This window comes from Roseateles sp. SL47, assembly GCF_026625885.1.
In the GTDB taxonomy this organism is placed as follows: domain Bacteria; phylum Pseudomonadota; class Gammaproteobacteria; order Burkholderiales; family Burkholderiaceae_C; genus Roseateles.
Window position 1 is genome coordinate 6,311,729 of the sequence record NZ_CP113068.1, and the last position, 21,763, is coordinate 6,333,491.

Below are 21,763 nucleotides of genomic sequence, written 5' to 3' on the forward strand. Positions count from 1 at the left end.
CGAGCCATCAGGGATTCGCTCCAAGGCTCGCGTCAGACCAGGCGCCTGCCGCTCCAGACAGGTCAACCGGTTGCAATGTGGACAGGGAATGACCGGTTCCGTCAGCAAGTCATGCAAAGCGGCTCTGCAGGGGCCACCGGACTGCACTGAAAGGCGGGTCGGCCATGATTCGGTTGGCGACCTAAGGGTGCCTTGCCGAGATCGACGCGCAGGCTATCGGAGCAGACTGCGCGCGGCCAGTGTTTGTATCCCGACTGCTTCGGGTTTTACCGAAACTGACACTCGAAGTAGGGGCTTGGAGGAATGGGCGGGGGAGTGGTACGGCAGTGGACTGGGGGTGGGCTAATTTGAAGAATTCCGGGGCTGACTCAGCGAAGCACTGGAGGACGTGTGCGAATTGGATTCCACCATTTCCCAGCCACCACCCAATGCGCGAATCAATTGAATCGAGGCGCGCTGCTGGCGGGTTGCCAAGTCATTCGCGCTGCGCTTGGCAGTCAACCCCGCGGTTTGCGACGTCACCACTTCCAGATAATTCGCCGCCCCCGCCTTGTAGCGGTTGGTGGCCAGCGCCAGGGATCGGTCCGACGCCGCCACATTCGCGCGTTCGTTCTCCAATGCCTGACCATAGCGGTCCAGCAGCGCCAATTGGTCTTCCACTTGCTGGAAGGCTGTCAGCGCCGTGCTCCGATATCGCTGCGTGGTCTCATCCAATGCCGCCGTGGCACGCGCCTCCTCCGCCTTGCGCCGGCCTCCATCAAAGAAGTTGAAGGCCAAGGTCGGGCCCAGTGCCCAGAACAGGTTGGGCGCCTCCACAAACCGGCCCAGGTCGCTGGTCTGGAATCCGCCCTGGGCACTCAGGGTGAAAGACGGGTAATACGCCGTGCGCGCCACACCCAGGGTGGCCGTTGCGGCCTCCACCCGCCGCTGCGCCGCCGCAATGTCCGGGCGACGTTGCAGCAACGTGGAGGGCACCCCCGTCGGAATCACCGGAATGCCCAGGTCCATCACCTTCGGTTCCATCGAGAAGGTCGACGCATTGGCCCCCACCAGCGCGGCAATGGCGTGCTCCAGCACCGCCCGCTGCGCCTGAGACTGGCGGCGCTGGGAATGCGCGGCTTCCAGTTGCCCCTGCGCACGCGCCAGGTCCAGGCCCGAAGCAATACCGGCCCGATGCCGTCGCTGGATGAGGTCCAGCGCCCTCGCATAGGCCTCCTCGGCTTCCTTGAGCAGCGCATCGTCGCGGTCCAGGCCGCGCAGCGCCACAAGGCTGTCCGCCAATTGCGCCTGCAGTTGCAGCCGCGCAGCCGCCAGGTCGGCACGAGCCGCCTGTTCGGCCGCGACACCCGCCGCGACCTGCTGACGCACCCGCCCCCACAGATCCAGCTCATAGCTGGCATCCAGGCCCAGCGTCGCGCTGTTGTACCAATCCGGAGAGTTGGGGCCCAGCACCCGCAATGGACGCAATTCGGACTGGCGGTCCCGCTGGACATTCAGCGAGCTGTTGAACGTCGGTGATTGCGCAGCGCGCAATGTTTCCGTGGCGGCCCTCGCCTGGTCATAACGCGCCAGTGCCGCCGCCAGGTCCGGGCTGTTGTCGATCAGCCGTTGCTGCAGCCCATCCAGTTCGGCGTCCCCATACACCTTCCACCATCCGTCCCAGGCCAGCGGTGCTTCGGAGCCCGCGACCACCCAGGGGGACTGGGCTTCCTTGAAGGCCGTCGCCTGCGGCAATGCCGGCATATCCACCTGGGGCGCCTGCGCGCAGCCGGTGAGACCAGCCCCGACGACCAGCGCCGTCAGTGCCGCCAACACGGGCAACGCGGGCAACGCGGGCAGCAAGGCTGCAGTGATGCGGCGCGGCCTCACGTGCGCCCCTTGGCGGCAGGCACCGCTGCCTCGGCGTTCACCCGCACCGTGTCGCCATTGGAGATGCCATCCGGCGGGTTCTCGATGACGCGGTCCTGCGCGCTCAGGCCCGCACTGATTTCAATGACGTTGCCCAGGTCACGGGCCATGGTCACCTTGCGCAATTGCACCCGGTTCTGCGCATCGACCGTGGCGACCTGAACGCCGGCCTTGTTGATGATGACTGCGCCCGGCGGCAGGCTGACGCTGGGGGCGGTGCTGGACACTGCCGCCTGCGCATCACCCGCGAAGCGCACCGTGGCAAATCCGCCGGGCAGCAGCTCGCCCTTTGTGTTGTCGACCACCAGTTGCACCAGCATGGCGCCCGTGCCGGTGTTGATCGACCGGGACAAGGACTCCACCGTCGCGCTGAAGCTCTGCCCCGGCCGTTCCGGCACCATGAGCTGGGCGCGCGCGCCGGGTGTGACCAGGGTCACCTGGCGCTGCGGGACATTCACGTAGACCCGCAACTTGCGCACGTCCGACACCACAAACAGCTCGCTGCCGGGCGTGCCGCCCACGTTGATCAGCGCCCCCACGTCGGTGTTGCGCGCGGTGATGATGCCGTCGAAGGGGGCCGTGAGACGAGTGAACTGCTTGAGCGCCTGAATGCGGTCCACATTGGCCTGGAGCGCATTGGCGGTGGATTGTTTGGCGGCAAGGTCACCGCTGCGCTCATCCACTTCCTGTTTCGAGACGGAGTCCGATTCCAGCAGCGACTGCCACCGCTTGGCCGTACTGGCCGCCAGGGACGCGTTGCTGCGCGCCGTGGTGAGCTCGGCCCGTGCCTGCGCCAGTTGCTGGTCCAGATCCGGTGTCTCGATTTCCGCGAGCAGTTGGCCGGCCTTGACCGGCGCGCCGATGTCCGCATTCCAGCGCTTGAGGTAGCCGCTGACCCGGGCATAGATCGGCGCCCGGGACCAGGCTTCAATACGGGCCGGCAGTTCCAGCGTGCCCGCCGTCATCGGCTTGGGCGTGATGACGTTGACGCTGGGCTGGCCGCGTTCGTCGGCACTGGCTTGCAGCTGTTGCGCGCTGGACTGGCGCGCCCACAGCCCGCAAGCAACGATCAGCACCGCCACGGCGGCAGCAAGGGCAGCGGCCAGGGGCAGCCGGGAAGTAGTGGGGGCGTCAGTTCGCATGGGAAGCATCTCCTGCCGGCAGCATCGCGGCGGCTTCGGCGGACGGGTCGGAAGTCTTGGGACGGTGGTGGCGATGCACCAGGCTGAACACCACCGGCACAAACACCAGCGTGGCAAAGGTGGCCAACACGAGGCCGCCGATGACCGCGCGGCCCAGCGGAGCGTTCTGTTCACCGCCCTCACCCAGGCCCAGCGCCATCGGCAGCATGCCGATCACCATGGCCAGGGCCGTCATCAGCACCGGACGGAAGCGCACGAAACCCGCCTCCAGCGCCGCCGCCGTGGCGTCGCCCAGTTCGTCCAGCCGTTCTCGTGCAAAGCTGATGACCAGCACGCTGTTGGCGGTGGCCACGCCCATGCACATGATGGCCCCGGTAAGCGCCGGCACCGACAAGGTGGTGTGGGTGGCAAAGAGCATCCACACAATGCCGGCCAACGCCGCCGGCAGCGCGGAGACGATGACCGCCGGGTCCAGCCAGGACTGGAAGTTCACCACGATGAGCAGGTAGATCAGCACCACCGCACCCAGCAGGCCAAAGAGCAGGCCGGAGAAGGCCCGGTCCATGGTGCGGACCTGGCCCAGCAACTGCACATTCGACCCCTTGGGCACGTCAGCCGCGCTGTCCGCCAGCACCTTGCGGATGTCGCGGGCCACGGCGCCCAGGTCGCGGTCCTGCGTTGTGGCGTGGATCTGCACCATGGTCTGCACGTCGTATTGGCTGACCAGCGCACTGCTGGTGGTGCGTTGCAGCTCGGCCAGGCCGCCCAGCGTGGTCGTGGCCGCCGCACTGCCATTGCCCACCGGCAGGTTGCCCAGGGCCGCCAGCGAGTCCAGCTGATGCTGCGGTGTCTGCATGACGATGGCGTAGCTGACGCCATTGGCCGGATTGAGCCAGTAGGTCGGCGCCACCTGGCTGCTGCCGGCCAGGTTCACCACCAGGCTGTTGGCCACATCACGGGTGCTCAGGCCCAGCAGTTGGGCCTGGGTGCGGTCCACATTGACATTGAAGGTCGGCGCCTTGTTGGATTGCTGGATGCGGGCATCGGCCACACCAGGAATCGCCTTGATGCGCTTGAGCAGTTGCTGCGCATAGGCAAAGTTGCCTTCCACATCACGGCCACGGATCTGCACGTCAATCGGCGCCGGCGAGCCGAAGTTCAGGATCTGGCTGACGATGTCCGCTGGCGGGAAGGAGAAGGTGGTGTCCGGAAATTCCCGTGGCAGCACCTCGCGCAGCCGGCGTACATAGTCCGCCGTGGGCGCATGGCCCTCCTTCAGCGCAATCTGCACGTCACCATCCTGCGAGCCCATCACACCGGTGTTGTTGTAGGTGAGGTTGATGCTGGACGGCGGCAGGCCGATGTTGTCCACCAGGGTTTCGATCTGGTCGGAAGGAATGACCCGGCGGATGGCGTCTTCGATCCTGGCGAAACGCGCAGCCGTTTCCTCCACCCGTGTTCCCACCGGCACCCGGGCATGCATCAGGATCTGGCCGGAATCGACCTGCGGGAAGAAGTTGCTGCCGATGAAGGGCACCAGCGCGAAGGAGGCCAGCACCACCACGACAAAACCAATCAGGAAGATGCGGTGACGTTGGAGCGCCACCACCAGCAGCCCGTGGTAGCCCTCACGCACCCGCTCGAAACGCGCCTCGAAGTTGCGTTGGAAACGCACCAGCGGATTCAGCGACGGTGCCGCCGCCAGGTGGCCATGGCCATCCGTCAGCGGCGCATGCGGCTTGAGCAGGTACTTGGCCATGGTCGGCACCAGCGTGCGCGACAGGATGAAGGAGCACACCATGGCGAAGATCACGGCTTCGGCCATGGGCACGAACAGGAAGCGCGACACGCCTTCCAGGAAGAACATCGGGATGAAGACGATGCAGATGCACAGCAGCGACACAAACGCCGGTGTGACGATCTGCCGGGCCCCGTCCATGATGGACGTCTCCACATCCTTGCCGTGCTCCAGGTGCCAGTTGATGTTCTCGATGGTCACCGTGGCGTCGTCCACCAGGATGCCCACCGCCAGCGCCAGGCCGCCCAGCGTCATCAGGTTGAGGGTCTCTCCCACCGCTGCGAGGGCAATGATGGAGCCGAGGATGGACAGCGGAATCGACACCGCAATGATGATGGTGGACCGCCAGCTCCCCAGGAACAGCAGGATCATGGCGCTGGTGAGCGCCGCCGCAATGGCGCCTTCAATGGCCACCCCCTTGACCGCCGCCCGCACGAAGATGGATTGGTCGTTGATCGGCTTGACCTCCAGCGCCTCCGGCAGCGAGGACTTGAGGTCCCCCAGCTTGGACCGGATGCCGTCCACGATCGCCAGTGTGGAGGCCGCCCCGTTCTTGAGCACCGACATCAGCACCGACCGGCCGCCATCCACATGCACGATGTTGGTCTGGGGCGCATTGCCGTCATGGACGTCCGCCACATCGCGCATATAGATGGTGCTGCCATTCACGACCTTCACCGGGATCTGGCCCAGTTCCTCGATGGCGGACGGTGCACTGTTGAGCTGCAGGGTGTATTCCAGCTCACCGATCTTTTGCGTGCCGATGGGCGTCAGCACATTCTGTGTGGCCAAGGCCGTGGCCACGTCCTGCGCAGACAGGCCCCGCGCCTGCAGCGCCGCAGGGTTGACGTCGATCTGCACCTGGCGCTGCTTGCCGCCATAAGGCAGCGGAATCGCCGCGCCGGGCACCGTCACCAGCGGCGTGCGGATGGTGTTGAAACCCAGGTCAAACAACTGCTGCTCGGACAAGCCCTTGCCCGACAGCGCCAGTTGCAGGATGGGCACCGTGGCCGCGTTGTAGTTCAGGATGAGCGGCGGCGTGATACCCGCCGGCATCTGCCGGGTGACCACCTGCGACACGGCCGTGACCTGCGCATTGGCTACCGCCACATTGACCCCGGGCTGGAAGAAGATCTTGACAACGCTCACCCCAGGGTAGCTGTTCGCCTCGATGTGCTCGATGTCATTGACCGTGGTGGTGAGCGTGCGCTGAAACAGCGTCGAAATGCGCCCCGCCATCTGGTCCGCCGGCAGACCGGTGTATTGCCAGGCCACCGCAATCACCGGCACCTTGATCTCCGGAAAGATGTCGGTGGGTGTGCGCAGGGCCGCCAACGGGCCGATGATCAGCAGCAGCAGGGCCAATACCAGGAAGGTGTAAGGGCGCCTCAATGCGACGCGAACGGCACCCATCAGCATGATCTGATTCCCAAGGTCATTCTCATTGTTGAATTGTCTGTACGACGCCAGACACGCTTGTTGCTGGACAGTAATCGGAGCCCATTGCGGGGCGATTTCAACGTGATTGCGGAGCGGTGACGGGGGTGTTTGAGGAGTGTTTGCGAGGTGTTGGCGAGATCTTGGCGGGGCAACTTCGGAGCCACTGAAGTTGAACGCGGCGCGATTGCAGCACGCCACCAATTGCGCCCGCGCAGCATGCGCACGCGTTCAGCCAGCGGGGGCGACAAACGCCCGCTTGCGTGCCCGTGTTATCCCTTAGAGCATGCAATCACCTGAGGGTCCCCACTCGATCCCACCAGGATGGCCCCGGACAAATTCCAACCTGCCTCTCCCACACCCTTCTCACTTGTGCGGCGACTGCCGCCAGCCCGGATGGCCCCATTCGGGAGCCGTCCGCGCTCCGTACTGCGGGCGGTACTTTCCGACAGGTCGGCCAACCTTGTGCAGCACAGGGAAATTCCGGGGCCTCTGAGCGGGCAGATGACCATCTGCTCGCCAGCTTCTCTTCGTAATATGCGGCCCGAAAGACATGAGCGCCGTGGGCAATGCTGATGGCAGTGCGTGTCGGCAATGCGGTCGGCAGGGCCGTCGTCAGACAAGGACCGCAGGCAGTATGAAGGGGTTGTCGTTGTTGGATCATCCTCCACAGGAGCGGCGAAATTGGGGGCAGTACCTGCTGGGTGCTGCGCTCCTCAGCATGGTGCTGGCCGCAGAGCCCGCCCAGGCTGCCGGGGCGTCCCAGACCTCATCCGGGGCCACATCCGGGGTCACATCCCGGGACGTCAGGCAGGTGGACGTGCATGGCGCCGTGGTGTCGCCGGAGGCGCTGCAGATGGCGCAACTGGCCTTCGAGTACGGTGATGCTCAGGGGCTGCCGTTTGCGGTGGTGGACAAGAAGGAAGCCCAGTTGCTGGTCTTCCACGCTGACGGCCGGCTGGCCGGTGCCACACCGGCCCTGCTGGGCCTGGCGCGCGGCGACACGCTGGACCCGAATGTGGGCCAGAGGGTGCAGACCGGCATCCCGCCCGCCTTGCGCACCACCCCGTCGGGCCGTTACGACAGCCAGCCCGGACGCAATCTGAAGGGCGAAACCGTGATCTGGGTGGATTACGACGCCGCTTTTGCCATCCATCGCCTGCGCCCCTCTCCGGCCAGCGAACGCCGGCCCGAGCGGCTGGCCTCTCCCTCCCCGGAGGACAACCGCATCTCATTGGGCTGTGTGATCGTCACCGGCGAGTTCTTCGACCAGGTGGTCCGCCCGGTGCTGGGTCAGGGCGCCGGGGTGGTGTATGTCATGCCCGAACCACCTCCACCGGCCGGTCCGGCCGTGGCCATGGGCCAGACCGGTGCGGGCAACGCCGCCGCAGGCAGCCCCGTACCGCCGCGCCCCGCCGTCCGGCCCCTGTGATCACCCCGCTGCGGTGGCTCATCCGCTTGCCGCTACACTTCCCTTTTTTCGCAGCCACTGGATCTACCCCATGTATCGCTGTGCCATGCCCGCCCGGCCAGGCTCCCGCGCACCCCGTCGTGCCCTGCAAGCCCTGGCTGCCAGCATCGCCGTCCTGACCGCCACCGTTGGCACCGCCCTCCTGCCGCAGACCGCGCAGGCGCAGGCCGCCAGCGGTCATCGTTTCTTCCCGGCCAAGGCCCTGCGCGGCACGCTGGTCGTCGGCACGCCGCCGGAAGTGACGCTCAACGGCAAGGACACCCGGCTCGCCCCCGGCGCCCGCATCAAGGACGCCAACGACATGGTGGCCCTGTCCGCCAGCCTGTCCGGCCAGAAACTGGTGGTGCACTACACCACCGACCTCAGCGGCCTGATCATGGATGTCTGGGTGCTCAACAGCGTGGAGCTGGAGAACAAACCCTGGCCGACCACGACCAAGGAAGCGTCGGAATGGTCGTTTGATGCGGCCAACCAGAAATGGTCGAAATCGTCCTGGTGGTGATCTGCGCATCGGGGCCCGCGCCTTGAAGCGGTCCCGCTGAAGTCACCCCACTGAATCCCGTTTGCAGGGTCCGGGCTGTTGCAGCACCGGGCCTGGAGTCCTTGCCATGACGAAAAAAGTCTTCATCAAGACCTTTGGCTGCCAGATGAACGAGTACGACTCGGACAAGATGGCGGATGTGCTGCGCGCCGCCGAAGGCTACGAACCCACCACCGATGTGGAGCAGGCCGACCTGATCCTGTTCAACACCTGCTCGGTGCGGGAAAAGGCGCAGGAGAAAGTGTTTTCCGACCTCGGCCGCATCAAGCATTTGAAGGCCAAAGGCACGCTGATCGGCGTGGGCGGTTGTGTGGCCAGCCAGGAGGGCGCCGCCATCATCGAACGCGCGCCCTATGTGGATGTGGTGTTCGGGCCGCAGACGCTGCACCGCCTGCCGCAGATGCTGGCCCAGCGCCAGCAAGAGCTGCGCCCGCAGGTGGACATCAGCTTCCCCGAGATCGAGAAGTTCGACAACCTGCCGCCGGCCCGGGTGGAAGGCGCCAGCGCGTTTGTGTCGATCATGGAAGGCTGCTCCAAATACTGCTCCTACTGTGTGGTGCCCTACACCCGCGGCGAGGAGGTGAGCCGCCCCTTCGAGGACGTGCTGGAAGAAGTGGCCGGGCTGGCGGACCAGGGCGTGAAGGAAGTGACGCTGCTGGGCCAGAACGTGAACGCCTATCGTGGCCGCATGGGCGGCACCGACGAGATCGCCGACTTTGCGCTGCTGCTGGAGTATGTGGCGGAGATCCCGGGCATCCAGCGCATCCGCTACACCACCAGCCATCCGAATGAATTCAGCCAGCGGCTGATCGATGCCTACGGCAAGATCCCGCAGCTGGTGAACCATGTGCATCTGCCGGTGCAGCATGGCAGCGACCGCATCCTGAGCGCCATGAAGCGCGGCTACACCGCCCTGCAGTTCAAGAGCATCGTGCGCCGGCTGCGCGCCGTGCGTCCGGACATCCGCATCGCCAGCGACTTCATCGTGGGTTTCCCCGGCGAAACGGATGAGGACCATGCCAAGACGATGCAACTGGTGCGGGACGTCGGTTTCGATGCGTCCTTCAGCTTCATCTTCAGCCCGCGGCCCGGCACGCCGGCCGCCAATCTGCAGGACGACACGCCGCATGAGGTGAAGGTGCGCCGCCTGCAGGAGCTGCAAGCCGAAATCGAGGCCACGGCGCTGCGTTACAACCAGGCGCTGGTGGGGCAAACCGTGCCGGTGCTGGTGTCCGGCCACGCCCGGCGCGACGCCACCGAGCTGATGGGCCGCACCGAATGCAATCGCATCGTGAATTTCAAGGGCCATGAGCGGCTGATGCACCAGCTGATCCCGCTGCAAATCACCGAGGCCTTTGCCCACTCCTTGCGGGCGGAAGTTCCGCTGACGGAAACCTCCTCCGTCTGAGTCAGCTGTTGGGGGACGTCCGCCAGGTCAGCCCCCACTGCGGCAGCGTGACACCGGCCAGGATGGCCGCGTAACCGCCCATGCTGCCGTCCCGCCCGATCAGCAGCACCGCAAACACGGTGGCCATGGAGCCGCCCGCCGCGCCCCACAGGGCCAGATGGGCCCAACGGATGCCTCGGGCCCGCTCCCGCCACAGCAGCTTGAGGGCGCCGGCCATCAGCGCGGCCACCGCCCAGGCGGGCAGAAACAAATTGCACAGGTGCCAGACGACGTCCAGTGGGTTCAAGAGCGACTCATTCCGGTTGATGACAGGGCGGCTATCGCCTTCGACGCCGAAAAACAACCGCCCAAGCGGGAGAAGTCGCTGCTTCCTTGACGGATCATTGCGACGCTTGCCCCTGGCAGGTGCGGGAGTTCGTCAGGAATTTTATAATCGCCGACATCATGACGGTCTTCGCTCTTGGCTTGAACCATCAGTCCGCGCCGTTGGACCTGCGCGGGCGGTTTGCGTTCACCCTGGAGCAACTGGCCCCCACGCTGCAGCGCTTCACCGATCAACTCGGTCAGGGCGCGTCTGCGGCGGCCCGCCGGGCCGCCAATCTCCCCGAGGCCGCCCTGCTCTCCACCTGCAACCGCACCGAGCTGTATGTGGCCGGCCATGCAGACATGGTCCGCCCGGCGGTGGACTGGCTGGCGGGGGTGGGCGGCGTCGGCAGCTCCACCTTGTTGGACCACGCCTATGTGGCGGAAGACGGCAAAGCTGCCCGCCACGCCTTCCGCGTGGCCAGCGGTCTGGATTCCATGGTGTTGGGCGAACCTCAAATCCTCGGCCAGCTCAAACAAGCTGTGCGCGAGGCGGATCAGGCAGGCACCCTCGGCACCACACTGCATCAACTGTTCCAGCGCAGTTTCGCGGTGGCCAAGGAAGTCCGCAGCTCCACCGAGATCGGCAGCCACTCCATCAGCATGGCAGCGGCGTCGGTCCGGCTGGCCTCGCAGCTGTTTGAAAACCTGTCGGACATCCGCGTGCTGCTGGTCGGCGCCGGTGAAATGATCGAACTGGTTGGCACCCACTTCGCAGCCAAGGGCCCCAAAGGGCTGGCCGTGGCCAACCGCACGCTGGAACGGGGCCAGAAACTGGCCCAACACCTCAGCGGGGAAGCGGTGCGCTTGGTGGACCTGCCGCAGCGCCTGCATGAATTCGACGCGGTGATCTCCTGTACCGCCTCCAGCCTCCCGCTGATCGGCCTGGGCGCCGTGGAGCGGGCGCTCAAGCGCCGTAAACATCGGCCCATGTTCATGGTGGATCTGGCCGTCCCGCGGGACATCGAGCCTGAAGTCGCGCAGCTGGACGACATCTATCTCTACACCGTGGATGACCTCTCCCAACTGGTGCAAACCGCTGGCGAGAAGCGTCAGGCGGCGGTGCAGCAGGCGGAAGCCATCATCGAAAATGGCGTGCAGAGTTTTGTGCACTGGCTGGGCCAACGTCACACCGTCCCGCTGATCCAGGCCCTGCATCAGCAGGCGGACGCCTGGCGCCAGACCGAAATCCAACGCGCTCGCAAGTTGCTGGCCAAGGGCGAGGACATCGACACCGTGCTGGAAGCCCTCTCCAAGGGACTCACCCAGAAGATGCTGCACGGTGCCATGGCCGAGCTGAATGGCAGCGATGGCGAACAGCGGCTGGTGATGGCACAAACCGTCTCCCGGCTGTTCCTGCGCAATACCGCGCTGGATGTCGCTGCGTCCGGTGTATCCGCTGCGTCCGCTGTGTCCGGTGTATCCGCAAGGGCCTCGGCGGGCTTCACCGCCGGCCATTCATCCAACGCCTCTGCGGCAGGCGCGTCTCACGAGTCTTAGCGACGCTCCTCGTGTCGCCGCCGCAGTCGGACGATCTCCAACCGTGGCTTGCCCCGACAGGGGCCCCCTCCATGGCCTTGGACAGCTCCGCGTCACCGCCCTGAGCCGAACCCGGCAACAAAACGGCCCAATCCAGCGATGCGCAGCGCTGCAAGCCCCAGCTGCCGCCCGAATCCGCCACCGAGCGGCGTTGATCCAGGCGGCCTCTCCACGCCGCAAACGGCTCCCGTCGCCAGCATCCAGAATCGCCTCAACATGCCAGGGGCGGCCCGCTCCAAACCGGAGCCGCCCGCCTCCAGCACCCACGGCCACCGGCCCATCGCCCTGCATTTCCATGAACGACACCCTTCGCCAACAATTCGAACGCCTGGCCTTCCGACTGGTGGAGCTGGACAGCACCCTGGCCGACGGCAGCGTGGCGGCCGACATGAAGCGCTATCGCGCCCTCACCCGTGAGCAGGCGGAGGTGTCTTCGCTGGTGGAGCGTTATCGCCGCTATCAGCAGCGCGAAAGCGACCTGACGGCCGCCCGCGACCTGCTGGACAGCGGCGACACCGACATGATTGCCATGGCCCGGGAGGAGATCGCCAGCGCCGAGGCCGACCTGAGCGAGCTCGACCAGGCCCTGCAACTGGCCCTCATCCCCAAGGACCCGGACGATGAACGGCCCGCTTTCCTGGAAATTCGCGCGGGGACCGGTGGCGACGAATCCGCTCTGTTTGCCGGCGATCTGGCCCGGATGTACATGCGTTTCGCCGAGAGCCAGGGCTGGCGCCACGAAGTCCTGTCGTCCCATGAATCCGACCTGGGCGGCTACAAGGAACTGGTGCTCCGGCTGGAAGGGGACGGTGTTTATGGCCGGCTCAAGTTCGAGTCGGGCGGTCACCGCGTGCAGCGTGTCCCTGCCACCGAATCCCAGGGACGCATCCACACCAGCGCCTGCACGGTCGCGGTGATGGCCGAGCCGGACGAAGCCGAAGAGATCCAGCTCAACCCCGCCGATCTGCGCATCGACACCTTCCGGGCCAGCGGCGCGGGGGGGCAGCACGTCAACAAGACCGACAGCGCCATCCGCATCACCCACCTGCCCACCGGCCTGGTGGCCGAATGCCAGGACGACCGCAGCCAACACCGCAACAAGGCCAAGGCCATGGCCGTGCTCGCAGCCCGCCTGCGGGACAAGGACCGCAGCGAACGCGCCGTCAAGGAAGCCGCGCAACGCAAGAGCCTGATCGGCAGCGGCGACCGCAGTGACCGCATCCGCACCTACAACTTCCCGCAGGGGCGGCTGACCGATCACCGCATCAACCTCACCCTCTACAAGCTGGGGGCCATCATGGACGGAGACCTGGAAGACGTGATCCAGGGGCTGCAACAGGCTCAGGCGGCAGAGCAACTGGCGGCTTTGGAAGGACGGGCATGACGCCCCTCAAAGCGCCAGTCACCGTCGCGGAGGCCCTGCGCCACGCCGCCAGCGCCGGCCTGCCCCGGGCGGAAGCCCAATACCTGCTGCAAGCCGTGCTGGACTGCACCCGCAGTTGGCTCATCGCCCATGACACCGACCTGCTGAGCGACACCCAGCAGCAGCGCTTCCAGGACTGGCTGTCCCAACGGCTGGACGACGTACCGCTGGCCTATCTGGTGGGCGAAAAGGAATTCTTCGGCTTGCGGCTGCAGGTGACGCCAGACACCCTGGTGCCCCGCCCCGACACCGAGGTGCTGGTGCAGTGGGCACTGGAGCAGCTGCAGGGCCTGACCGCCCCGCGCGTGGTGGATCTGGGCACCGGCAGCGGCGCGATTGCCCTGGCGCTGGCCTCGCAGCGGCCGGATGCAAACGTCCACATGGTGGATGTCAGCCCCGGCGCGCTGGCGGTGGCCAGCGGCAATGCGCAACGGCTGGGTTTGACGGTACACGCCCATCTCGGCAGCTGGTTCCAGCCCCTGGAAGGGCAGGCGCCGTTTGATCTGATCGTCAGCAACCCACCCTATGTGGCGGGAAACGATCACCATCTTCGCGCATTACGTCACGAACCCCGCTCCGCGCTCACACCAGGAGGTAACGGCCTGAGCGACATCGCCCACTTGACAAAACAAGCGCCGGCCTGGCTGAAACCAGGTGCCTGGCTCTTGATGGAACATGGCTGGGACCAAGCCGAATCTGTGGCGTCCTTGCTGCATGAACAGGGTTTCAGGGACGTGTCCCTGCGCCGTGATCTGGGTGACCAGCCCCGGGCCAGCGGCGGCCGGTGGGCGGGCTGAGGCCACAGCGGTGCAGCCTGCAACCAACACTGCGGCCCGCCAGCCGCCCCAATGTGTCAGAAGCCGTAGCCAAAACTGCAACAGGCGACGAATCCCCTTTCAACTCAGGCTACACAAGCCGGGGACCACCGCGTAGCATGGTTTCTATCGGGCTCGGCATGGGTCGAGCCGGACTGGGAGACCTCCAATGCGCGCCGCCCCTCTGCTCCTGCGCCTGGCCTTGGTCCTGGCCGGTGCAACCTCGGCCGGTTCCGTACTGGCTCAGCAGGGCCTGCAATTGAAATCGAATGCCTACACGCAAGGGTATGCGAATGCCTATGGCCAGGGCCTCGGCCGCGGCATGGATGACGCCAGCGGTAGCGCGGGGCCCCGTCCCAGCGCCTGGCAAGCCCGCGTGCAACTGAACCAGTCCCAGGACAATCCCAACGGCAGCTACGACGCCCGCAACGGCAGCCGCATCCTGAGCGCCAACCTGCTGGGTGACTATTACCTCACCGGTTCCGGCCTCGGCCGCGGCACCCGGGGCGGCCTGCGTGCCACCGGCGGTTTGCTGGTGGGCCCACTCTCCCTGGTGCAAAGCAGCTCCGGGCTGGCCCTGGGCGGTGGCGCGAGCCTCACCCCTTATCTCTCCGTCGGCCAGCGCAGCCTCAGCCTGCTGACCGCTGCCGAGCGCGAGCCCAGCCTTTCCATGTCCTATCTGGGGGTTGGCTACACCAGCTATTCGCTGCGCGGCGGCTGGGGCTTCAGCGCCGACCTGGGCATGCTGGCCAACGGCGCCCCCGGCCTGCGCCTGGGCAACAACGCCCCGCTGGACGAGACGGGCCGCGACGCGCGGTTCAAGCCGGTGTTGCAGTTCGGCGTCAGCTACAGCTTCTGAGGGTGGATGGCCGCCTGGCGGCCTCTCAATGACCTGGGCGCGCACGGTCTTGACGCGTGGTCGATAATCCTGCGATCGAGCCCATGGGCCTCGCGGGCCCACGCATTCAAGAAAGGATTCCCAGATGAGCGACGTTCAACAACGCATTGATGACCTGGTCAAGAACAACCGGGTCATGCTGTTCATGAAGGGTACCGCTCAGTTCCCGATGTGCGGCTTCTCCGGCCGTGCCATTCAGATCCTGAAGGCCAGCGGCGCCGCCGACCTGAAGACCTTCAACGTGCTGGAAGACGAAGCCGTGCGCCAGGGCATCAAGGAATATGCCAACTGGCCGACCATTCCCCAGCTCTACATCGGCGGCGAATTCGTCGGCGGTTCGGACATCATGATGGAGATGTACGAGAGCGGCGAGCTGCAACAGCTGCTGGCCAAGGCCTGAACGCGATGACACCGGCCGGCCACGCCGCGCCAGCCCCCCGCCCCCGCCTGGTGGTGGGCATCACCGGCGCCACCGGCGCTGCTTATGGGCTGCAGTTGCTGCGCCGGGCTCGGGCGCTGGGTGCGGAGACACATCTGATCCTGAGCCCTGCCGGGGTGCTGAACGCCCATCATGAACTGGGCCTCAACCGCGACGCGCTGGAACGGGAGGCCGACCGGGCCTATGCGCCGGGCGATGTGGGCGCCTGCGTGGCCAGCGGCAGCTTCTCCACCGCCGCGATGGTGGTGGCGCCCTGCTCCATGCGCACGCTGGCTGCGATTGCCCACGGGCTCTCCGACAACCTCATGACCCGCGCGGCCGATGTGACATTGAAAGAGCGCCGCCGGCTGATCCTGATGGTCCGGGAGACGCCGTTCAACCTGGCGCATCTGCGCAACATGACGGCAGTGACCGAGATGGGCGGCATCATCTTCCCGCCGCTGCCGGCGCTGTATCTGAAACCAGCGTCCATCGACGAGATGGTGGCGGAGACGGTGGAACGGGTGCTGGAGCTGTCTCAACTGCCGGGGGCCACGCCCCAGGCCTGGAATGGGCTGAAGTAAGCAGGACTCCTGCGCCCGCCTGGCGGCGGCCAGACTGCTGCTGGCGCTGCTTGCGCTGCTTCCGATTTCATGCGCCCGCAGCCCCTCAGCCCGGCGGCAACCACCGCTTGCGGGCGCCGAACACCAGGTCCGGATATTCCCGTTTGCCCCGGCTGCCGTTATAGCGGCCCAAGGCCAGGAACAGGTCGCCGTTTTCCCGGTCCAGGTAGTGGCGCATGATCACGCAGCCGAATCGCAGGTTGGTCTGCATGTGGAACAGGCGCGAGGCTTGGCCGTCCCCAATCAGACGGGTCCAGAACGGCATCACCTGCATGTAGCCCCGGGCGCCCGCCACGCTGATGGCGTATTTGCGGAAGCCGCTTTCCACCTGAATCAACCCCAGCACCAAGGCGGGCTCCAGCCCGGCGCGGGTGCTTTCGTACCAGACGGTCTCCAGAAACTCGATGCGGGTCTGGGCCTCGGCCTTCTGGCGCTTGAGCCGCTCGCTCATTTCCCCCAGCCAACGCAGATAGACCAGGCGCGGTTCGATGCTTTCGAAATGCGGCTTCGGGGGCGCGTCATAGGCAATGGCGGCGGACAGGACCGAACGCACCGCATCGGCCAAGGGCTCTTCCACTTGAGCACCGGCCCAGGCCGGGCGCGGCATGCCGCCCAGGCCCGCCATCAGGGCAGCGGCACCGCCGCCCAACAGCAGCCGACGTCGAGACGTCGGCGCCCCATCGGGGGACCAGATCGGAACAGAGGGAGATCGGGACACAGGCTTCATGAATTCAACGGGACATCCAGGCTTCCAGCGGCAGACGCCGCGAGCCCAGCTTGTGTGCCAGCATCAGGCCGGCGCCCCAATACAGCAGCGCCAGCAATAGCGAGACAGCGGTGCCCGGCTGCCACGCCAGGCCGGCTCCACTGAACAGCAGCAGGCTCAACACCGAACTGCCGATGTAGAGCGTCAGCGTATGGCGGCCCATCGGGGCCAACAGCCGCAGCCAGTCGGGCCGGCGGTGCAAGGTGAGCACCAGCGCGGGCACCACCGCGCTGAGCAGCAGCAGCGTGGGGTAAAGATAAGCGATGGCGAAGCGACTGGTGTCGCGGACATCGCCCACCAACAATCCAGGCCACAGCAGCGTGACACCCACCACATTCAGCAGCAGGGCCGGCAGCCACCACCGCCGAGCCCAGTTCGCCAGCATCGGTCGCCAGCGCGGATGCGAGAACAGCCGAAGCCTGCCCGCCATCAGCCCCAACGTCATCAGCAGCAGCGGAAGCGGCAGGCCCAGGATCAGGACCATCAACAGGGTGAGCAGGTAGTGGCCGGCATTGCGGAGGACCCAGTGCCCCCACGGGGCCGGCAGGCTGAGCGACGGGGAGGACGGCCCGCCCAACGGCAACTGGGACAGCATCACCGCCAACAGCAGGATCAGCACATTCAGCGCCACCACCACTCGCAGCCGCACGCGCAGGTCTCGCATGCTGCGGGCCATCCAGCCCAGCATCAGCCAGCCGCAGGCGGCATAAGTGGTGAGGATGTCGCCCATGTAGAGCAGGCAGCCGTGCAGCAGGCCCAGCAGGGCCATGCGCTGCAGCCGCTGGCGGCGGTGGGTCAAAGCACCGTCCGACTGCGAACGCTGCGACAGCGCCTGGCTGTAGCCAAACAAAAAGGCCAGCAGGCTGATGCCCTTGCCGGCCACCAGCGCATACAGCAGCCAGGAAAGGCTCTGGGCCAGCAGTGAATCGGCCGGCGCGGGCGCACTCAACGGTCCGCCGTCCGGCAGGGCCGCATAACCCACCCAGTTCACCACCACCACTGGCATCAAGGCGATGGCACGCAAAGCGTCCACCACCGCAACGCGGGGGGATGGCGAAGCCGCCAGAGTCACTTCAGACGCTGCTGCAGATGCGTGACCACGTCGGCCAGCGCCAGCTTGGTAGCGGCCGGCTCACGACGGCCCTGGTATTCCACCTGGCCTTCTTTCAGGCCCCGGTCGGAAATCACCACGCGGTGCGGCACGCCCACCAGTTCCCAGTCGGCGAACATCGCGCCCGGGCGCTCGCCACGGTCGTCCAGCAGCACATCCACGCCCAAGTCCAGCAGGTCCTGGTAGAGCTGGTGCGCGGCGGTCTTGACCTCGTCGCTGCGGTCCATGCCGATGGGGCAGACCACCACGGTGAACGGCGCAATCGCGTCCGGCCAGATGATGCCGCGCTCATCATGGTTCTGCTCGATGGCCGCCCCCAGGATGCGGGTGACGCCGATGCCGTAGCAGCCCATTTCCATCAGCTGCGGCTTGCCGTTTTCGTCGAGGTAGGTGGCATTCATCGCGGCGGAATACTTGGTGCCGAGATAGAACACATGGCCCACTTCGATGCCGCGCTGGATGGCCAGCACGCCCTTGCCGTCCGGCGAGGGGTCGCCAGCAACCACGTTGCGGATGTCGGCCACCACATCGGGCTCGGGCAGGTCACGCCCCCAGTTCACGCCGGTGTAGTGGGCATCCGCCTCGTTGGCGCCGCAGACAAAGTCGGCCATCAGGGCGACAGTGCGGTCCGCCACGATCTTGACGCTGCCGTCGCCTTCGCGCTTGAGTCCGATCGGGCCCAGGTAACCGGGCTTGCTGCCGAAATGCTGCTCGATCTCGGAGACGGTGGCAAAGCGGAAGCCGCCCTTGAGCCCGTCCACCTTGCCGGCCTTGACTTCGTTGAGATCGTGATCACCGCGCACCAGCAGCAGCCAGACTTGCGTCTTCACCACTTCGCCGGCTTCATTGGTCTGGTCCGCCGCCAGCACCAGCGACTTGACGGTCTGCGTCAGCGGCAGTTGCAGCAGCTCGGCCACATCCGCGCAGGTGGACTTGCCCGGCGTGGGCGTCTTGGCGAGCGCCTGCGTGGCGGCCGCCCGGGCAGCCAGCAGCGGCAGCGCTTCGGCCAGCTCGATGTTGGCCGCGTAGGTGCCTTCGGGTGCGTAGATGATGGCGTCTTCGCCGGTCTCGGCGATGACCTGGAACTCATGCGAGCGGTCCCCCCCGATGGCGCCGGTGTCGGCGGCCACGGCGCGGTATTCCAGGCCCAGCCGCTCGAAGATGCGGCAGTAGGCCTGGTACATGTTCTCGTAGCTGCGGCCTGCGGATTCCACGTCACGGTCGAAGGAGTAGGCGTCCTTCATGGTGAACTCGCGGCCCCGCATCACACCGAAGCGGGGGCGGCGCTCGTCCCGGAACTTGGTCTGGATGTGATAGAAGTTTCGGGGCAGTTGCTTGTAGCTGCGCAGCTCCTGGCGGGCGATGTCGGTGATGACTTCTTCCGAGGTAGGCTGGATGATGAAGTCGCGGCCGTGGCGGTCTTTCACGCGCAGCAGCTCGGGGCCCATTTTGTCGAAGCGGCCCGTCTCCTGCCAGAGCTCGGCCGGCTGCACCACCGGCATCAGCAGCTCGATGGCGCCAGCGCGGTTCATCTCCGAACGGATGATGGCTTCCACCTTGCGGATGACCCGCAGCCCCATTGGCATGTAGTTGTACAGGCCAGCGCCCAGGCGCTTGATCATGCCGGCACGCATCATCAGCTTGTGGCTGGCGATTTCCGCGTCGGCGGGGGCTTCCTTGAGGGTGGAGATAAAAAACTGGGAGGCTTTCATGGGCTCGGGAGGGTCTGCGACCGCGCTCGGCCGGATCGACGGAAGGGCCCGTCGGCACGCGGGGAAAAAGAGCGGCAGGACTGAGGGTTAGCGACAATCGCCCCGGTTCTTTGCCCCGGTGCAATAATCGACTCAACGAATGATTTGAGGTTGATTATGCTCGACCGTGAAGGCTTCCGGCCCAACGTCGGCATCATCCTGCTCAACCACAAGAACGAGGTGTTCTGGGGCAAGCGCATACGCACCCATTCTTGGCAGTTCCCTCAAGGGGGAATCAAGCATGGAGAAACGCCCGAGCAGGCGATGTTCAGAGAGCTGCATGAGGAAGTGGGCCTCACTGCAGACCATGTGCGCATCATTGCGCGCACCAGGGACTGGCTACGTTATGAAGTGCCAGACCATTTCATCCGGCGGGACGCACGGGGGCACTATCGCGGGCAAAAGCAAATCTGGTTCCTGTTGCAGCTGACCGGCCGCGACAGCGATATGAACCTGCGTGCCACTGACCATCCGGAGTTTGATGCCTGGCGTTGGAATGAATATTGGGTGCCGCTGGAGGCGGTGATCGAGTTCAAGCGAGGCGTCTATCAGATGGCCCTGACCGAACTTGCACGCTTCCTGCCACGTCTGAATCATCACAACCGCTACCTGCGGGCTGGCATGCGCCCGCCTCCACGCGGCGACCGGCCAGATCGGCATGAGCGGCATGACCACGCCAGCCGCGGCCACTTTGACGAGCACCACGGGCACGGGCACGGGCAGTTTCAGGACCCGCCTGCAGGGCCTGAGGTGGTCGGGCACGCGACGGGGCCTGCGCCGGGCAGCGCCACGGCCACCCCCGAGAGCTCTGCCCTGCCACACGTCAACGGCTCTGAACCGCCCACAACCGACTGACACCGGACCGCCCCTCGAAAAGCAAAGAACCCGCCACTCCATCGGATTGGCGGGTTCTTTTTTTGAGGCTGCCCCTTGGAGGGGCGGGCGCGAGATCAGCGCAGGACCAGGTTGTCCCGATGGATCAGCTCCGGCTCGGCCGCATAACCGATGATCCGCTCGATGTCGAAGGACGGCTTGCGGGCGATCAGGCGGGCCTCGGCGCTGGAGTAGTTGGTCAGGCCTCGGGCCAGTTCGTGGCCGGACGGGTCCAGCACGGCAATCACGTCGCCACGGTGGAAATCGCCCTGCACTTCCTGCACGCCGATGGGCAACAGGCTCTTGCCTTCATCCTTGAGCTTGATGGCGGCGCCGGCATCCACACGGACCGAGCCGCGCAGTTGCAGATGGTCCACCATCCACTGCTTGCGGGCGGCCAGCTTGGCGGTGCTGGCCAGCAGCGCGGTGCCGATGGTTTCTCCATGGGCCAGACGCAGCAACACATCGGGCTCACGGCCCCAGGCGATGACGGTGGAGGCGCCACTGCTGGCGGCGCGCTTGGCCGCCAGAATCTTGGTGATCATGCCGCCGCGCCCGATGCTGCTGCCGGCACCGCCGGCCATCACTTCCAGTTCCGGCGTTCCAGCCACCGCCTGGTCGATGAACCGCGCGGTGGGGTCCTTGCGCGGATCGGCCGAGTACAGGCCCTTCTGGTCGGTCAGGATCACCAGCGCATCCGCCTCCACCAGATTCGCCACCAGGGCACCCAGCGTGTCGTTGTCGCCGAATTTGATTTCGTCGTTGACGACCGTGTCGTTCTCGTTGATCACCGGCAGCACCCGGTGCTGCAGCAGCGCCAGCAAGGTGGAACGGGCGTTGAGATAACGCTCGCGATCCGCCAGGTCGGCATGGGTGAGCAGCACCTGTGCGCTGGTCAGGCCGTGCTCGCGCAGCTTGGTTTCGTACATCTGGGCCAGGCCCATCTGACCAACCGCCGCAGCTGCCTGCAACTCGTGCAATTCCTTCGGGCGGGTGGACCAGCCCAGGCGCTTCATGCCTTCGGCAATCGCTCCGCTGGACACCATGACCACTTCGCGCCCTTCCAGGGCCAGTTGCGCCAGCTGGCGGCACCAGTTGCCAATGGCCTCGGCATCCACACCGCGACCTTCATTGGTCACCAGGCTGGAACCGACCTTGACGACGATGCGCCGGGCGCCCTGGAGCACGCTGGTCATGATGCGGGGTCGAAGCGGGGATCGCGCTCAGGCGCCTTCTCGGCCTTGTCAGCCTTCTTGCCCTTGGCGCCCTTGCCAGCCGTCTTGGTAGCGACCTTGGGGGCGGCTTTGGCAGCGCTGTTGGTGGCGGTCTTGGTGGCGGTTTTTGCGGCGAGCTTGGGGGCCGCGGCCGGGCTCGCCGCCACGGCGTCTTCACCCGCTGCCGCCGCTTCCTTGGCCTCCTTCGCCAGCTTCAGCGCCTTCGCCTTGGCGGCACGGGTAGCGCGGGTTTCCTGGAACGCC

Annotated in this window: 18 protein-coding genes; 10 read left to right on the forward strand and 8 right to left on the reverse strand. The window is 66.1% G+C overall.

All coding sequences use genetic code 11. The features are described from left to right. Positions 1-342: 342 nt before the first annotated feature. Genes OU995_RS27155 through OU995_RS27165 form a run of 3 tightly spaced genes read right to left on the reverse strand, consistent with a single transcriptional unit; the run spans position 343 to position 6,264 of the window. Positions 343-1,869 carry an efflux transporter outer membrane subunit gene (locus OU995_RS27155; RefSeq protein ID WP_267833265.1) on the reverse strand — a complete coding sequence of 509 codons (1,527 nt, stop codon included), beginning with the start codon at positions 1,867-1,869 and terminating at the stop codon, positions 343-345. After that, positions 1,866-3,050, reverse strand: coding sequence for an efflux RND transporter periplasmic adaptor subunit (locus tag OU995_RS27160; protein ID WP_267833266.1), 1,185 nt, complete (start codon positions 3,048-3,050; stop codon positions 1,866-1,868). Before OU995_RS27160 ends, OU995_RS27155 begins: the two co-directional genes overlap by 4 nt. Then, positions 3,040-6,264, reverse strand: coding sequence for an efflux RND transporter permease subunit (locus OU995_RS27165; protein WP_267836401.1), 3,225 nt, complete (start codon positions 6,262-6,264; stop codon positions 3,040-3,042). The genes OU995_RS27160 and OU995_RS27165 overlap by 11 nt, the downstream gene beginning before the upstream one ends. Before the next feature lie 658 nt (positions 6,265-6,922). Between OU995_RS27165 and OU995_RS27170 the strand changes: the two genes are divergently transcribed. The 3 genes from OU995_RS27170 (at position 6,923) to miaB (ending at position 9,705) form a co-directional block, all read left to right on the forward strand. Further along, complete coding sequence (locus tag OU995_RS27170) at positions 6,923-7,717, forward strand: hypothetical protein (RefSeq protein ID WP_267833267.1); 795 nt, start codon at positions 6,923-6,925, stop codon at positions 7,715-7,717. Between the two features lie 70 nt (positions 7,718-7,787). Continuing rightward, positions 7,788-8,258, forward strand: coding sequence for a hypothetical protein (locus tag OU995_RS27175; RefSeq protein WP_267833268.1), 471 nt, complete (start codon positions 7,788-7,790; stop codon positions 8,256-8,258). A 106-nt stretch (positions 8,259-8,364) separates the two neighbouring features. Next, the gene (gene miaB, locus OU995_RS27180) at positions 8,365-9,705 is read left to right on the forward strand and encodes a tRNA (N6-isopentenyl adenosine(37)-C2)-methylthiotransferase MiaB (RefSeq protein ID WP_267833269.1); all 1,341 of its coding nucleotides are present in this window, start codon (positions 8,365-8,367) and stop codon (positions 9,703-9,705) included. A 1-nt stretch (position 9,706) separates the two neighbouring features. On the opposite strand, the gene OU995_RS27185 is transcribed toward miaB, so the two are convergent. Next, the gene (locus OU995_RS27185; RefSeq protein ID WP_267833270.1) at positions 9,707-9,991 is read right to left on the reverse strand and encodes a hypothetical protein; all 285 of its coding nucleotides are present in this window, start codon (positions 9,989-9,991) and stop codon (positions 9,707-9,709) included. Between the two features lie 158 nt (positions 9,992-10,149). Between OU995_RS27185 and hemA the strand changes: the two genes are divergently transcribed. The 6 genes from hemA to OU995_RS27215 all read left to right on the forward strand — a co-directional run bounded on the left by hemA (position 10,150) and on the right by OU995_RS27215 (position 15,745). After that, positions 10,150-11,568 carry a glutamyl-tRNA reductase gene (gene hemA, locus OU995_RS27190; protein WP_267833271.1) on the forward strand — a complete coding sequence of 473 codons (1,419 nt, stop codon included), beginning with the start codon at positions 10,150-10,152 and terminating at the stop codon, positions 11,566-11,568. Positions 11,569-11,902: 334 nt separating this feature from the next. Continuing rightward, positions 11,903-12,991, forward strand: a complete 1,089-nt coding sequence (gene prfA, locus OU995_RS27195) for a peptide chain release factor 1 (protein ID WP_267833272.1) — start codon at positions 11,903-11,905, stop codon at positions 12,989-12,991. Then, a complete protein-coding gene (gene prmC / locus OU995_RS27200; RefSeq protein ID WP_267833273.1) occupies positions 12,988-13,827 on the forward strand; it encodes a peptide chain release factor N(5)-glutamine methyltransferase in 840 nt (279 codons plus the stop codon). Before prfA ends, prmC begins: the two co-directional genes overlap by 4 nt. A 187-nt stretch (positions 13,828-14,014) precedes the next feature. Further along, positions 14,015-14,704, forward strand: coding sequence for a hypothetical protein (locus tag OU995_RS27205; protein WP_267833274.1), 690 nt, complete (start codon positions 14,015-14,017; stop codon positions 14,702-14,704). A 124-nt stretch (positions 14,705-14,828) separates the two neighbouring features. Next, the gene (gene grxD / locus OU995_RS27210; protein ID WP_267833275.1) at positions 14,829-15,143 is read left to right on the forward strand and encodes a Grx4 family monothiol glutaredoxin; all 315 of its coding nucleotides are present in this window, start codon (positions 14,829-14,831) and stop codon (positions 15,141-15,143) included. A gap of 5 nt (positions 15,144-15,148) precedes the next feature. After that, positions 15,149-15,745, forward strand: a complete 597-nt coding sequence (locus OU995_RS27215) for a UbiX family flavin prenyltransferase (RefSeq protein WP_267833276.1) — start codon at positions 15,149-15,151, stop codon at positions 15,743-15,745. 85 nt (positions 15,746-15,830) lie between these two features. Here OU995_RS27215 and OU995_RS27220 read toward each other — a convergent pair whose 3' ends face one another. From OU995_RS27220 to OU995_RS27230, 3 genes are all read right to left on the reverse strand, one after another. Then, a complete protein-coding gene (locus tag OU995_RS27220; protein ID WP_267836402.1) occupies positions 15,831-16,409 on the reverse strand; it encodes a lytic transglycosylase domain-containing protein in 579 nt (192 codons plus the stop codon). A gap of 106 nt (positions 16,410-16,515) precedes the next feature. After that, positions 16,516-17,622, reverse strand: coding sequence for a DUF418 domain-containing protein (locus OU995_RS27225; protein WP_267833277.1), 1,107 nt, complete (start codon positions 17,620-17,622; stop codon positions 16,516-16,518). Then, complete coding sequence (locus tag OU995_RS27230; RefSeq protein ID WP_267833278.1) at positions 17,619-19,373, reverse strand: proline--tRNA ligase; 1,755 nt, start codon at positions 19,371-19,373, stop codon at positions 17,619-17,621. The genes OU995_RS27225 and OU995_RS27230 overlap by 4 nt, the downstream gene beginning before the upstream one ends. 156 nt (positions 19,374-19,529) lie before the next feature. On the opposite strand from OU995_RS27230, the gene OU995_RS27235 reads away from it, so the two are divergent. Continuing rightward, positions 19,530-20,267 carry an RNA pyrophosphohydrolase gene (locus OU995_RS27235; protein WP_267833279.1) on the forward strand — a complete coding sequence of 246 codons (738 nt, stop codon included), beginning with the start codon at positions 19,530-19,532 and terminating at the stop codon, positions 20,265-20,267. A 95-nt stretch (positions 20,268-20,362) separates the two neighbouring features. On the opposite strand, the gene proB is transcribed toward OU995_RS27235, so the two are convergent. Then, positions 20,363-21,481: a glutamate 5-kinase gene (gene proB, locus OU995_RS27240; protein ID WP_267833280.1), complete on the reverse strand. Its 1,119-nt coding sequence runs from the start codon at positions 21,479-21,481 to the stop codon at positions 20,363-20,365. Positions 21,482-21,763 lie beyond the last annotated feature (282 nt).